This window comes from Streptomyces sp. JJ66 (assembly GCF_019303495.1).
Taxonomy (GTDB): domain Bacteria; phylum Actinomycetota; class Actinomycetes; order Streptomycetales; family Streptomycetaceae; genus Streptomyces.
Map to the genome: position 1 here is coordinate 15601 of NZ_JAEVFI010000031.1, position 14018 is coordinate 29618.

General features: G+C 72.1%; 12 protein-coding genes. 2 read left to right on the forward strand and 10 right to left on the reverse strand.

Features of this window, described 5'->3' with window-relative positions; translation table 11 throughout:
• Window positions 1-6 precede the first annotated feature (6 nt).
• The gene (locus JJV70_RS19005; protein ID WP_219049230.1) at window positions 7-720 is read right to left on the reverse strand and encodes an MBL fold metallo-hydrolase; all 714 of its coding nucleotides are present in this window, start codon (window positions 718-720) and stop codon (window positions 7-9) included.
• Window positions 721-945: 225 nt separating this feature from the next.
• Between JJV70_RS19005 and JJV70_RS19010 the strand changes: the two genes are divergently transcribed.
• Window positions 946-1755, forward strand: a complete 810-nt coding sequence (locus tag JJV70_RS19010) for a peptidylprolyl isomerase (protein ID WP_219049231.1) — start codon at window positions 946-948, stop codon at window positions 1753-1755.
• A gap of 196 nt (window positions 1756-1951) precedes the next feature.
• Entirely contained in the window at window positions 1952-3178 is a 1227-nt protein-coding gene (locus tag JJV70_RS19015) for a DUF349 domain-containing protein (protein ID WP_219049232.1), read from the forward strand.
• Between the two features lie 331 nt (window positions 3179-3509).
• Here the strand turns inward: JJV70_RS19015 and JJV70_RS19020 are convergent, their stop codons facing one another.
• The 9 genes from JJV70_RS19020 to JJV70_RS19060 form a co-directional block, all read right to left on the reverse strand.
• Window positions 3510-6179, reverse strand: coding sequence for a bifunctional (p)ppGpp synthetase/guanosine-3',5'-bis(diphosphate) 3'-pyrophosphohydrolase (locus JJV70_RS19020; protein WP_219049233.1), 2670 nt, complete (start codon window positions 6177-6179; stop codon window positions 3510-3512).
• A 178-nt stretch (window positions 6180-6357) separates the two neighbouring features.
• Window positions 6358-6918, reverse strand: coding sequence for an adenine phosphoribosyltransferase (locus JJV70_RS19025; protein ID WP_308294905.1), 561 nt, complete (start codon window positions 6916-6918; stop codon window positions 6358-6360).
• Window positions 6919-6923: 5 nt separating this feature from the next.
• Window positions 6924-8138 (reverse strand): protein translocase subunit SecF, encoded by a 1215-nt coding sequence (gene secF, locus JJV70_RS19030; RefSeq protein WP_219049234.1) that lies wholly within the window; start codon window positions 8136-8138, stop codon window positions 6924-6926.
• Window positions 8138-9967, reverse strand: coding sequence for a protein translocase subunit SecD (secD, locus tag JJV70_RS19035; RefSeq protein ID WP_219049235.1), 1830 nt, complete (start codon window positions 9965-9967; stop codon window positions 8138-8140). The genes secF and secD overlap by 1 nt, the downstream gene beginning before the upstream one ends.
• 114 nt (window positions 9968-10081) lie before the next feature.
• On the reverse strand, window positions 10082-10549 hold the full coding sequence (yajC, locus tag JJV70_RS19040; RefSeq protein WP_219049236.1) for a preprotein translocase subunit YajC: 468 nt from the start codon (window positions 10547-10549) through the stop codon (window positions 10082-10084).
• Between the two features lie 247 nt (window positions 10550-10796).
• Window positions 10797-11903 (reverse strand): Holliday junction branch migration DNA helicase RuvB, encoded by a 1107-nt coding sequence (gene ruvB, locus JJV70_RS19045; RefSeq protein WP_219049237.1) that lies wholly within the window; start codon window positions 11901-11903, stop codon window positions 10797-10799.
• A gap of 35 nt (window positions 11904-11938) precedes the next feature.
• Window positions 11939-12556 (reverse strand): Holliday junction branch migration protein RuvA, encoded by a 618-nt coding sequence (gene ruvA, locus JJV70_RS19050; RefSeq protein ID WP_219049238.1) that lies wholly within the window; start codon window positions 12554-12556, stop codon window positions 11939-11941.
• Window positions 12556-13116, reverse strand: coding sequence for a crossover junction endodeoxyribonuclease RuvC (ruvC, locus tag JJV70_RS19055; RefSeq protein WP_219049239.1), 561 nt, complete (start codon window positions 13114-13116; stop codon window positions 12556-12558). The genes ruvA and ruvC overlap by 1 nt, the downstream gene beginning before the upstream one ends.
• Window positions 13117-13255: 139 nt before the next feature.
• Complete coding sequence (locus JJV70_RS19060) at window positions 13256-14014, reverse strand: YebC/PmpR family DNA-binding transcriptional regulator (RefSeq protein WP_219049240.1); 759 nt, start codon at window positions 14012-14014, stop codon at window positions 13256-13258.
• Between the last annotated feature and the right edge of the window lie 4 nt (window positions 14015-14018).

The following is a 14018-nucleotide window of genomic DNA, read 5'->3' on the forward strand; positions in this document are numbered from 1 at the left end:
CTTGGTTCACATTCCTCGTCGGGGGGCCGCCGTGCCGGGGGCTCGGTGGCCGGCGGCCACTTCCCGCAGGAAGGGGTTGGCGGCGCGCTCGCGGCCGATGGTGGTCTGGGGACCGTGTCCGGCCAGGACCACGGTCGAGTCGTCCAGCGGCAGGCACACGCGGGCCAGCGACCGCATGATCTCGTCCGGGTCGCCTCCGGGCAGATCGGTGCGGCCGATGGAGCCGGCGAAGAGCAGGTCGCCCGAGAACAGGACCGGCGGGATGTCGGCCTGCCCGGGCATCGCGAAGGTCACCGACCCCTTGGTATGGCCCGGGGCGTGCGCGACGGTCAGGTCGAGACCGGCCAGGGTCAGCCGGGCGCCGTCGCCCAGTTCGCGCACGTCGTCCGGCTCACCGATCGTCAGATCGCCCATGAGCTGCTGCCCGATGGCGCGGCCGAGCGCCTTCTCGGGGTCGCTCATCATGTAGCGGTCGTCCGGGTGAATCCAGGCGGGCACGTCGTGGGCGCCGCAGACGGGCACCACCGAGGCGACGTGATCGAGGTGGCCGTGGGTGAGGACGACGGCGACCGGCTTCAGCCGGTGCTTGGCGATCGCCTCCTCCACGCCCTCGGCGGCCTCGTGGCCGGGGTCGATGATCACACACTCCTCGCCAGCGGCGGGGGCGACCAGGTAACAGTTGGTGCCCCAGGCCCCGGCGGGGAACCCGGCAACGAGCACGTTCGTCCTTTACTCAGCAGGCGGCGCGGACATGTCCGCAGGCAGCCTACCGGCGCGGTCACGGCCGCCGCTAACCCGTATACGGTACGGGCTGGCGACGTCCCCTCTGCTGGCCGCCCGGCCGGGTCCATCCCGCGTACGGGGCCGCCGGTGCGGGGGCGGCCCGCGCCGGGCCGGGCGCGTCCCTCCGGCAGGGTTCCCCAGTCAGCAAAAGGAGTTACGCAGGTGGTCAGCAAGGAGCAGCGGCGCAGGCAGCTGGCACGGCAGAAGTACCAGCGCCAGAGCGAGCGGCGGGCCGCCGCCCAGCGCCGGGCCAAGGTGCGCAACACGATCGTCGCGGTGGTGCTGGTGGTGCTCGTGGGCGGCGGCGGCGCGGTGGCCGCGCTCACCCTGGGCGGGGACGACGGGCAGCGCACCGCGGGCGCGGCCCCCAGTTCCTCCCCCAGCCCGTTCGAGGACCCGTGTGAGCAGCCCGCGAAGGGCGAGCCGGGCAGCGAGCAGTGGGAGGAGAAGCCCGAGCTGGCCATTGACACCTCGGCCTCCTACACGATGACGCTGGAGACCACCTGCGGAGACATCGAGGTCGCGCTGGACGCCAAAAACGCGCCGCAGACGGTGAACTCGTTCCACTTCCTCACGGGCGAGAACTACTTCGACCACACCCGCTGCCACCGCCTGGTGGATCAGGGCATCTACGTCCTGCAGTGCGGCGACCCGCAGGGCACCGGTCAGGGCGGCCCCGGCTACGAGCTGCCCGACGAGAACCTGGACGCCCCCGAGGTCAAGGACGGCACCTACCCGGCCGGAACGGTGGCGATGGCCAACGCGGGCACGGGCACCGGCGGCAGCCAGTTCTTCCTCGTCTACGAGGACAGCCCGCTGCCGGCCGACTACACCCCGTTCGGTACGATCACCACGGGCATGGACGTCCTCCAGAAGATCGCCGAGGCCGGTTCCGAACCGGACCCGCAGATCCAGGCCACCACTCCGCGCGCCACCGTGGTACTGAACGACGTCACCGTGCGGGAGAGCTGAGACCGCGCGGCCCCGGGAGTGCGGCTTGTTCCGCGCTGGATGCGGACAGCCAGCCCCCTCTCGCCTATGTTGGGCAGTGTGCGGGCTTCCTGCTCCGGCCAGGTGACCAGCACGGTGAACATCGGATGCCGGACGAAAACCGTGGACGATGCCGGGGGCGCGCGGTGCCCCGTCGGCGTCATGTGGAGGAGGCGCTGTGAGCAGCGACCCGTGGGGCCGCGTCGATGAGGCGGGGACCGTGTACGTGCGGACGGCCGAGGGTGAGCAGGTCGTCGGATCGTGGCAGGCCGGCACCCCGGAAGAGGCCCTCGCCTACTTCAAGCGCAAGTACGAGGGCCTGGTCGTGGAGATCGGCCTGCTGGAACGCCGGGTGAAGACGACGGACCTGTCCACCAAGGACGCGCTGACCGCCATCGGGCATCTGCGCGAGCAGGTCGAAGCCCACCACGCGGTGGGCGACCTGGACGCGCTGCGCCAGCGGCTCGACGCGCTCACCGAGCGGGTGGAGGCCCGCAAGGAGGAGCGCAAGGCGAAGAAGGCCCGGCAGTCCGAGGCGGCCCGCAAGGCCAAGGAAGAGCTGGTCGCCGAAGCTGAGGAGCTGGCGCGCAGCGACCAGTGGCGGGTGGCGGGCGACCGGCTGCGCGCGCTGGTGGACACGTGGAAGGGCCTGCCCCGGCTGGACCGCACGTCCGACGACGAGCTGTGGCACCGCTTCTCCCACGCCCGCTCGGCGTTCTCCAAGCGGCGCAAGGCGCACTTCTCTGCGCTGGACACGCAACGGGAGCAGGCCAGGCAGCGCAAGGAGAGACTCGTCACCGAAGCCCAGGCGCTGTCCGGCTCCACCGACTGGGGAGGGACGGCGGCCCGCTACCGCGAGCTGATGCGGGACTGGAAAGCGGCCGGGCGGGCCCAGCGGGAACATGAGGAGGACCTGTGGCAGCGCTTCCGCGCCGCGCAGGACGTCTTCTTCCAGGCCCGTGGGGAGGTGTTCGCCGAGCGCGACGCCGAACAGCGGGAGAACCTGACCCGCAAGGAGGAGCTGGCCACCGAGGCGGAGAAGCTGCTGCCGGTCACCGACCTCAAGGCCGCACGCGCCGCGTTCCGCTCCGTCAACGAGCGGTGGGACGCGATCGGGCACGTCCCCCGGGACGCGCGGCCCCGCGTCGAGGGCCGCATGCGGGCGGTGGAGCAGGCGATCCAGGACGCCGAGGACACCGAGTGGCGCCGCTCCAACCCCGAGGTGCGGGCGCGCGCCGCCGGGCTCACCGGCCAGCTCCAGGACGCGGTGGACAAGCTGCGCGCGGACGCGGACGCTGCCCGCGCGGCGGGCAACACCGCGAAGGCGGAGAAGCTGGAGAAGGAACTCGCCGGCCGCCAGGCCCTCTTGGACCAGGCCCGTAAGGGCCTGGAAGAACTGGGCTGAGCGGGAGCTTTCCCACCGTGCGCGGTGGCTGGGGTGATCTCCTGTTCCGCTCGGCCCTCACTGTCGTGGCCGGGTGCCGCGTCGGCGCCCGGCACACACGGTCTGCTGACGGCCCAGGAGTTGCGGCCCCACCGTCAGGCCCCGGGTACCGCTCGGGGCCTGACCCCTGCCCGACCACATCCGCAGAGCCCCCACAGCGCTGCGGGGCCGCTCACGCTCTCGCTGTGCCACGGTGCCCGGGCCAAGAGACCGCCGACTGGTGAAACCGCCGTCTCCTGCCGCCGCGATCGCGGCGGCAGGAGACGGCGGAAACCCGGCCGGAGTGGCGGGGCTAGGTGCGGCGGGTGGAGGTGACGCGGTAGACGTCGTAGACGCCCTCGACGCCACGGACGGCCTTCAGGACGTGGCCCAGGTGCTTGGGGTCGCCCATCTCGAAGGTAAAGCGGGAGGTGGCGACGCGGTCGCGGGAGGTCTGGACGGCGGCCGAGAGGATGTTGACGTGCTGGTCGGACAGCACCCGGGTGACGTCGGACAGCAGGCGGGAGCGGTCCAGCGCCTCGACCTGGATGGCGACGAGGAACACCGAGGACTGCGTCGGCGCCCACTCCACCTCCAGCATGCGTTCCGGCTCGCGGGACAGCGCGTCAACGTTGACGCAGTCCGCGCGGTGCACAGAGACGCCGCTGCCACGGGTGACGAAGCCGATGATCGGATCGCCGGGTACCGGCGTGCAGCAGCGGGCCAGCTTGACCCACACCTCGTCGGTGCCCTTGACGATCACACCCGGGTCCGCGCTCGCGCGCCGCTTGGTGCGGGGGCGGCGTAGCGGCGGCGCGGTCTCGGCGATGTCCTCGTTGGCGGCCTCCTCACCGCCGAAGGACTGCACGAGCTTTTGCACCACGTTCTGCGCGGTGACGTGGCCCTCGCCGATGGCCGCGTAGAGCGAGGAGATGTCGGGGTAGCGCATCTCGTGCGCCATGGTCACCAGGGAGTCGCCGGTGAGGATGCGCTGGATCGGCAGGTTCTGCTTGCGCATGGCGCGGACGATCGCGTCCTTGCCCTGCTCGATGGCCTCGTCGCGCCGTTCCTTGGAGAACCAGCCGCGGATCTTGTTGCGCGCCCGGGGCGACTTGACGAAGCCGAGCCAGTCGCGGGAGGGCCCGGCACCGGCGGCCTTGGAGGTGAAGATCTCCACCGTGTCGCCGTGGTCGAGCGTGGACTCCAGTGGCACCAGCCGCCCGTTGACGCGGGCACCGATGGTGCGGTGGCCGACCTCGGTGTGTACGGCGTAGGCGAAGTCCACCGGCGTCGCCCCGGCCGGGAGCGCTATGACGTCGCCCTTGGGGGTGAAGACGAAGACCTCGTTGCGGGAGAGGTCGAAGCGCAGGGACTCCAGGAACTCGCCCGGGTCCTCCGTCTCCTTCTGCCAGTCGAGCAACTGGCGCAGCCACGCCATGTCGTTGACGGTGTCCTTGCCGCCGCGCCCGGGGGAATCGGTGCGCACCTTGGAGGCTCCGGCGACCGCCTCCTGCTTGTACTTCCAGTGGGCGGCGATGCCGTACTCCGCGCGGCGGTGCATGTCGTAGGTGCGGATCTGCAGTTCCACGGGTTTGCCGCCGGGCCCGATGACCGTCGTGTGCAACGACTGGTACATGTTGAACTTGGGCATGGCGATGTAGTCCTTGAACCGCCCGGGCACCGGGTTCCACCGCGCGTGCACACTGCCGAGCGCCGCGTAGCAGTCGCGCACGGTGTCCACCAGCACACGGATGCCCACCAGGTCGTAGATCTCGGCGAAGTCCCGGCCCCGCACGATCATCTTCTGGTAGACGCTGTAGTAGTGCTTCGGGCGGCCGGTGACGGTGGCCTTGATGCGGGCGCCGCGCAGGTCACCCTGCACCTCGTCGATGACGGTGGCCAGGTACTCGTCCCGCTTGGGCGCGCGTTCGGCGACGAGGCGGACGATCTCGTCGTACATCTTCGGGTAGAGGATCGCGAAGGCGAGGTCCTCCAGCTCCCACTTGATGGTGTTCATGCCCAGCCGGTGGGCGAGCGGCGCGTAGATCTCCAGCGTCTCGCGGGCCTTCTGCTCCTGCTTCTCACGGCGCAGGAAGCGCATGGTGCGCATGTTGTGCAGGCGGTCGGCGAGCTTGATGACCAGCACTCGCGGGTCCTTGGCCATCGCGACGACCATCTTGCGCACGGTCTCGGCCTGCGCGGCCTCACCGAACTTGACCTTGTCCAGCTTGGTGACGCCGTCCACCAGCAGCGCGACCTGGTCACCGAAGTCGCGGCGCAGCGTGTCCAGGCCGTACTCGGTGTCCTCGACGGTGTCGTGCAGCAGCCCGGCCATCAGCGTCGCCGGGTCCATGCCCAGCTCGGCGAGGATGGTGGTGACGGCCAGCGGGTGGGTGATGTACGGGTCACCGCTCTTGCGCTTCTGGCCACGGTGCCAGCGCTCGGCGACCTGGTAGGCGTGCTCGATCTGGCGCAGCGTCGCCGTGTCGGCCTTCGGATCGTTGCTCCGGACGATCCGCAGCAGGGGTTCCAGCACCGGGTTGTACGGACTGGAACGCTGGACACCGAGCCGGGCCAGGCGGGCGCGGACGCGGTTGGAGGAGCCGTAGCGCCCGGAGACGCCGGAGATCGCGCGGGCGGGCGCCCCGTCGCCGGAGCCGGAACTGGTGGGGGTCTTGCCACCCTGCTTCCCGGCCGGCTTCGCGTCCTGCTTGCCGCCCTGCTTTCCAGCGGGCTTCGCGCCCTGCTTGCCGCTCTGCTTCGCCGGGTGCTTCTCCGCTGGCTGTCCGGCCTTGCGGCCAGGCTGGCCGGTGCGCCCGGGCTGCGGCGGCCGGGACGACGGCGCGGTGGAGCGCGCGGCGGCAGGCCCGGGGTCCGCCGGGGTGGGGCCCGACGCACCGGCCGCAGGGCCCGTCGCGGGCCGCGGGGCGGCGCCCTGGTCCCGTCGCTCGGTGGCGGTGAGTCGCTGGGCCTCGTCTGGCAAGAGCACTCCTCGTACGGTTCCGGCCAGGAAGACGGCTGGACTGCCATGGTATCGACCCCGACCGCCCGGCGTACGGGCCGCTCAGGACCCGGGACGGGCGGGTTACCGAACGCCGCACGCCGGGCGGTCCGGGACGGACCCGCCCGGCGTGCGGCGGTGTGCGATGCTCCGGCTCCGGCTATACCGTGACGAGCGCGTCCAGCGGCGCGTCCCCGAGCGCGGCCTGGACCCGGGCGCGTCCGGCGAGGAACTCCAGTTCCATCAGGACAGCGGCTCCGACGACCTCGGCGCCGGTGCGCCGGATCAGGTGCACGGACGCCTCGGCGGTGCCCCCGGTGGCCAGCACGTCATCGACCACGAGCACGCGGTCGTCGGCGGTCAGGTCCTCGGCGTGCAGTTCGATCTCGGCGCTGCCGTACTCCAGGTCGTACGCCCGGCCCAGGGTGGCACCCGGCAGCTTGCCCGCCTTGCGCACCGGGATGAACCCGACCCCCGCCCGTACGGCGACGGGGGCGGCGAGGATGAACCCGCGCGCCTCCAGGCCGACGACCTTGGTGGCACCGAGCTGGCCGCAGCGCCGGGCCAGCGCGTCCGTCAGCGCGGTGAACGCCGCCGGGTCGGCCAGCAGCGGGGTGATGTCCTTGAACACCACACCCGGCCTGGGGTGGTCGGGCACGTCCCGGATACGGCTGAGCAGCAGGCTGGAGACGTCGGCGGGCAGCGGGGCCAGCGAGGTCACGCGCCTCACCGCCGCTTCCCGGCCGCGCCGCCACGGCCCCGGCCGCTGCGGGCGCCGCCCTGGCGGGGCGGGGCGACGGCTCCGGCCGGTGCCACGTCCCGCTCCTCGTCCGCGCCGTCCCGGGCGTCCTCGGCTCCGTGGGGCGCGGCGCCGTCGGCTGTCGGCGCCGGGTCGTCCTCGCCCGGACCGTCGGCGTCCTCGGCGTCCTCGGCGTCCTCAGGGGCGTCGGCGGCATCCTCGGTGCCACCGGGCGCGCCCTTGGCCCGCTTGGCCAGCACCCGCCGGGTGTGCTTGCGCACCTCCGGCTGGCGGTTCTTCAGGTCCACCACGATCGGCGTGGCGATCATGATGGACGAGTAGGTGCCCGCGACCAGGCCCACGAAGAGCGACAGGGCGATGTCCTTGAGCATGCCGCCGCCGAGCAGCCCCGCACCGATGATCAGCAGACCGGCCACCGGGAGCAGCGCCACCACCGAGGTGTTGACCGAGCGCACGAGGGTGGCGTTGAGGCCCATGTTGGCCAGCTCGCTGAACGTCCTGCGGTTCTGCTGGGTGAGGGTGCGGGTGTTCTCGTTGACCTTGTCGAAGACGACGACGGTGTCATACAGCGAGTAGCCGAGAATCGTCAGCACGCCAACGACCGTGCCCGGCGTGACCTCAAAGCCCACCAGCGCGTACACGCCGACGGTGATGATGAGGTCGTGCAGGAGCGCGACGAGGGCGGCCAGGGCCATGCGCCACTCGAAGGTGATCGCCAGGTACACGCTGACGAGCACCAGGAAGATCACCATACCGGTGAGCGCCTTGCTCGTCATCTGGTCGCCCCAGCTGGGGCCGACCAGCTCGACGCCCAGGTCCTCGCCCGCGAAGCCGAGCTCCTGGGCGATGTCCCCGCGGGCGTTGTTGGACGTCTCGGTGTCCAGCCCGGTGACGGTGATCCGCAGCGATTTGTTGCCCAGGCGCTGGACCCGGGCATCGTTGCCGGTCGCCTCCTGCGCCGCCGTGCGGGCCTCCTCGACGGAGACCTGCGTGGCGGGGGTGGTGAAGACCGCACCGCCCTGGAACTCCACGCCCATGAACAGGCCCTTGAACCCGAGCCCGCCCAGCGAGATGGCGATCATGACGGCGGACAGCACGTACCAGAGCTTGCGGCGGCTGACGATGTCCACGGCCACTTCGCCACGGTTGAGCTTGGCGCTGAGCGCCCCGATCCCGCTCATCAGGCCTCCTTCGGCTCAGCGGTGGCAGGAGCCCTGCGGCGCCCGCGGACGGGCGGCTGGACTCCCAGCCGCTTGGGGTCCAGGCCGGACCAGCGATGTCCCTCGGCGAAGAACGGCCGCCGGGCCAGGAGCGTCGTCAGCGGCTTGGTCAGCAGGAAGACGATCACCACGTCGAGCAGGGTGGTGAGGCCGAGGACGAAGGCGAAGCCCTGGACCGAACCCACCGCGGCGAAGAACAGCACGATGGCGGCCAGGAAGGAGACGACGTCGGAGATGAGGATGGTGTGCCGGGCGCGCGGCCAGGCCCGCTCGATGGCCGGCCGGATCGACCGGCCCTCCCTGACCTCGTCCCTGATGCGCTCGAAGTAGACGATGAAGGAGTCCGCGGTGATGCCGATGGCGACGATGGCGCCGCAGACCGCCGGCAGGCTCAGTGCGAAGCCGATGGCCGGGCCGAGCAGCGACATGATGACGTAGGTCAGGCCGCCCATCAGGGCCAGGCTCGCGATGGCCACGAAGGCCAGCGCGCGGTAGTAGAACAGCAGGTAGACCACGACCAGGGCCAGGCCGACGGCACCGGCGATCAGTCCGGCCTGGAGCTGGTCGCCGCCGAGCGACGCCGAGATGCTCACCACGTTGGATTCGGTGAAGCTGATCGGCAGCGCGCCGAACTTCAGCACGTTGGCCAGGTCGGAGGCGGACTCCTGGTTGAAGCTGCCGGAGATCTCCGCCTGACCGCCGCCGATCCGCGAGGAGACCGAGGGGGCGGAGACGACCTCACCGTCGAGCGTGATGGCGAACTGGTTCTGCGGCTGCGGCAGCGCGGCGATGCGCCCGGTGACGTCGGCGAACTTGTCCGAACCGGCGCTGTTGAACTCCATCGTGACGATCCAGATGCCACGCTGCTGGTCGAAGACGGCTTCCGCGCCTTCGACATCGGTACCGGGCACCTCGACGGGGCCGAGCGCGTACTTGAAGGAGCCCTCGCGGTCGCAGGCGACGACGGGCTCGGAGTTCTCCGTGTTCGCCACGGCCTTGCCCGCCTTGGCGCGGGCCTCGGGCGTGGAGCAGTCGAGCTCCTGGAGGCGCTGGGCGAGCGCGGCCGCGTCCGCCTGGCCGCCATCCTGCGGCGCGGGACTCTCCTCCTGTGGCTGCTCCTCGCCCTCCGGCTGCTCGCCTTCCGGCTGCTCCTCCCCGCCGGGGGACGGCGTGGGCTCGTTGACCGGTCCCTGCTTGCCGCCCTGGGGGGTTGGTTCGCCTGCGGAGCCCTCGGACGCCTCGGGTGCGGGCGACTGCTCCCCCTCGGGGGCCTCGGCGGTGTCCTCCCCGGGGGCCTCGCCCGCGCCGTCCTGCTGGCCCTCGCCCTGCTCCTCGCCACCGGGCGGCGGGGTGGGCTCGCCGCCGGGGGCACCGGGCGCGGCCGGGGCGGCGTTGAGCACCGGGCGGAAGCCGAGTTCGGCGGTGGTGCCGACCTGCTCGCGCGCCTGCTCCTCATCGGTGCCACGGGGGATGTTGACGATGATGTTGCGGTCGCCCTGGGTCTTGACCTCGGCTTCCGAGACGCCCAGGCCGTTGACGCGGCGTTCGATGATCGACGTGGCCGTGTTCATGTTGGCCTCGTTGATCGCCCCCCCCTTGCCCGGCTGCTCCTCGGCGGTGAGGGTGATGCTGGTGCCGCCGGCGAGGTCGATGCCCAGGCGCGGGGTCGTGCTGCCCGAGAGGAACATCCCGCCGACCAGCAGGCCGGTCAGCGCGATGATCAGCGCGAGTGCGCGCCATGGTTTCCCCTGCGCCCCGGGGGACCTCCGGCGCTTCTTCGGTGTCGCCACCTTGTCGTTTCTCCCTGTCCGGCCGCCCGCGCGCGGTGGTCACCGCGCGGCACGCGAGATGATGTGCGTCAGCGTGCGCCGCCGCCGGACCGGCCGGTCCGGCGGCGTGCGGGGCTACTTCGGGCCGCTGTCTCCGTCGCGCTTGGTCTCATCCTCGGGCTCGGTGTCCTCGGCGCCCCGCGCCTGGCCGTCCTTGCCCAGGTCGATCTTCTCATCAGCGGCGGCGCCCGCGGAACCGGGCGTGCCCGTCAGGGTCGAGGCGTCGTCCGGCACGACCGGGGCGTCGTCGCTGTGGAATTCCGCGCCGTGCACGATGCGGTCGTACTCCGCGTCCTCCAGCACCGCCCCGACGGCGTTCTTGGCGAAGCGCGCGTGCACGCCGGGCGCCAGCTCGACCAGGACGGTGTCGTCCCCGACCTCCTTGACCCGGGCGTACATGCCGCCGATCGTGCGGATGCCGGTCCCGGGCTGCATCTGGTCGCGCATCTGCATGGCCTGCTGCTGCTTCTTCTTGGCCGACCTCGTCATCACGAACATGAAGCCGATCAGGATGATGAGGGGGAGAAGGAATGCGATATCCACGGCGGAAGAGTGTCCTTTGCAAGGCCGCGCGAACGGCCTGGGGGGGTGATGGATGGTCTGCCGCCGCAGGAAGGGCGGCACCGGCGGAGTCTAGGCGAGGCTCTGCCGCTGAAACAACGCTTCATAGGCCGCCGAGGTTCCGGGCCCGGCGGATGTCGGCTGCTCAGGTGGCGCGGGCGGGTGACGCGCCACAGCGCCCGGACCCGCCTCTGTCCCCGCCCCGCCCGGCCCGGTGGGCTTGCCTTGCTCAGCCCTCGAAGAGACCCGGCTGGCCCGGGGCGGCGCCCGGTGCGGGCTGTGGGGGCGGGGTGAGGCCCAGGTGGGCCCAGGCGGCCGGGGTGGCGACGCGGCCGCGAGGAGTGCGGGCCAGCAGGCCCTCGCGCACCAAAAATGGCTCGGCGACCTCCTCGACCGTCTCCCGCTCCTCCCCCACGGCCACCGCCAGCGTGGACAGGCCGACCGGGCCGCCGCCGAAGAGCTTCAGCAGGGCGTGCAGGACCGACCGGTCCAGCCGGTCCAGCCCGCGTTCGTCCACCTCGTACACCGCCAGCGCCTGCTCGGCGATCTGCCGGGTGACGACGCCGTCGGCCTTGACCTGCGCGTAGTCGCGCACCCGGCGCAGCAGGCGGTTGGCGATGCGGGGTGTGCCACGGGAGCGGCCGGCGATCTCAGCGGCGCCCCCGGCGTCCGTGGTCACTTCCAGCAGGTGCGCGGAGCGGTGGATGACGCGTTCCAGTTCGGCCGCTTCGTAGAACTCCATGTGCGCGGTGAAGCCGAACCGGTCGCGCAGCGGCGGCGGCAGCAGCCCGGCCCGGGTGGTGGCGCCGACCAGGGTGAAGGGGGGCAGTTCGAGCGGGATGGCGGTGGCGCCGGGCCCCTTGCCGACCACGACATCGACCCGGAAGTCCTCCATCGCCATGTAGAGCATCTCCTCGGCGGGCCGGGACATGCGGTGGATCTCGTCCAGGAACAGCACCTCGCCCTCCTGCAGTGAGGAGAGGATGGCGGCCAGGTCGCCCGCGTGCTGGATGGCCGGGCCGGAGGTGATACGGATCGGGGCGCCCATCTCCGCCGCGATGATCATGGAAAGTGTGGTCTTGCCCAGGCCGGGCGCGCCGGAGAGCAGTACGTGATCGGCGGTGGCGCCGCGCTGCCGGGCGGCCCTGAGTACCAGGTCGAGCTGTTCGCGGACCTTCGGCTGGCCGACGAACTCGGCGAGCGTCTTCGGCCGCAGCGCGGCTTCGACGGCGGTGTCCTCGCCGTCGGCGTCGGCTGCGACCAGGCGTTCGCCCGCGGTGTCGGGGTGGGCCTCGCCGGTGGGGGCGCTGGCGCCCTGGTCGTCGTCCCAGGTCATGCTCGGTTCTCTCCTCGGGCCGGGCGCCGGGCGCCTCAGCGGGTGCGGTTGAGGGTCTGCAGGGCGGCGCGCAGCAGCGTGCTGACGGGCGGCACGGCCCCGTCCGCGCCCGCCGCCTGCGGGGCGACGGCCTCCACCGCCTCGTCGGCCTCGCGGGTGGCGTAGCCCAGGCCCAGCAGCGCGGCGTGCAGCTGCTCGCGCCAGGGTGCGGGCGCCGGGGCGGGGGCACGGCCGGGGGCCGGGGCTCCGACGGGAGCGCCGAGGCGGTCCTTCAGCTCCAGCAGCAGCTTCTGTGCGCCTTTCTTGCCGATGCCGGGCACCGCCGTCAGCGCCTTCTCGTCACCGCTGGCGACGGCCCGGCGCAGGGCGTCGGGGCGGTGGACGGCGAGCATGGCCTGCGCGAGCCGGGGGCCGACTCCGCTGGCCGTCTGGAGCAGTTCGAAGACCTGGCGCTCGTCGTCGTCGGCGAAGCCGTACAGCGTCAGGCTGTCCTCCCGCACGACCAGTGAGGTGGCGAGTTTGGCGGGCTCGCCGACGCGCAGCGTGGCCAGCGTGGCGGGCGCGCACTGGAGGGCCATGCCGACCCCGCCGACCTCGATGACGGCGGCGTCGGGGGCGAGCGCGGCCACCGGGCCCTGGACGAAGGCGATCATCAGGCGGTGCCCTTCCGGGAGGCGGCGGTGGTGCGGGGAGCCCGGCCCACGCGGTGAGCCTGCTGGGCCTGCTGGAGGCGGTTCACGGCCGGGGCGCGCCAGATGTGGCAGATCGCGAGCGCGAGGGCATCGGCGGCGTCGGCTGGTCTGGGCGGCGCGTCCAGCCGCAGCAGTCGCGTCACCATGGCCCCGACCTGCGCTTTGTCGGCCCGCCCGGTACCGGTGACGGCGGCCTTGACCTCGCTGGGGGTGTGCAGTGCGACGGGCAGCCCGCGCCGGGCGGCGCACAGCAGCGCGACGGCGCTGGCCTGCGCGGTGCCCATGACCGTGCGCACGTTGTGCTGGCTGAACACCCGCTCGACGGCGACGGCTTCGGGCCGGTGCGCGTCCAGCCAGGCGTCCAGGCCGCGTTCGATCTCCACCAGCCGGTGCGCGACCCCGGCGTCGGCGGCGGTGCGCAGGACACCGACGGCCACCATGCGCAGCGGGCGCCCGGCCCGGCCCTCCACGACGCCGACGCCGCAGCGGGTCAGCCCCGGGTCCACGCCCAGTACCCGCACCTCACGCCCTCCCCTGTGCTCGACTCGCTGTTGCCGCAGGCCACGGCTGTTCTCGCAGGCTATCGGCCCGCACCGACAACGCGCCGGGCCGCACCGAGGTGTGTCACCCCGGTGCGGCCCGGCGTCGTGCGGCGGCCGCTCAGGCGTCAACCTTGGCCATGACCTCGTCGGAGACGTCGAAGTTGGCGAAGACGTTCTGCACGTCGTCGCTGTCCTCCAGGGCGTCGATCAGCTTGAAGATCTTCCTTGCCCCGTCTTCGTCCAGCTGCACCTGCATGGTGGGGACGAAGTTGGCGTCGGCGGAGTCGTAGTCGATCCCGGCCTCCTGGAGCGCGGTGCGCACCGCGACCAGGTCGGTGGCCTCGCTCAGTACCTCGAAGGACTCGCCGAGGTCGTTGACCTCCTCCACGCCCGCGTCCAGCACGGCACCGAGCACGTCGTCCTCGCTCAGACCGCTGTCGCCCTTGGGGACGATGACGACGCCCTTGCGGTGGAACAGGTAGGCCACCGAGCCCGGGTCGGCCATGGAGCCGCCGTTGCGGGTCATCGCCACGCGCACGTCGGACGCGGCGCGGTTGCGGTTGTCGGTCAGGCACTCGATGAGCACGGCGACGCCGTTGGGACCGTAGCCCTCGTACATGATCGTCTCGTAGTCGGCGCCGCCCGCTTCCAGCCCGGCGCCGCGCTTGACCGCGCTGTCGATGTTCTTGTTGGGAACCGACTGCTTCTTGGCCTTCTGGATGGCGTCGTAGAGCGTGGGGTTGCCGTCCGGGTCGGCGCCGCCCATGCGCGCCGCGACCTCGATGTTCTTGATCAGCTTGGCGAACAGCTTGCCGCGCTTGGCATCGATCACGGCCTTCTTGTGCTTGGTGGTTGCCCACTTAGAGTGGCCGGACACAGCC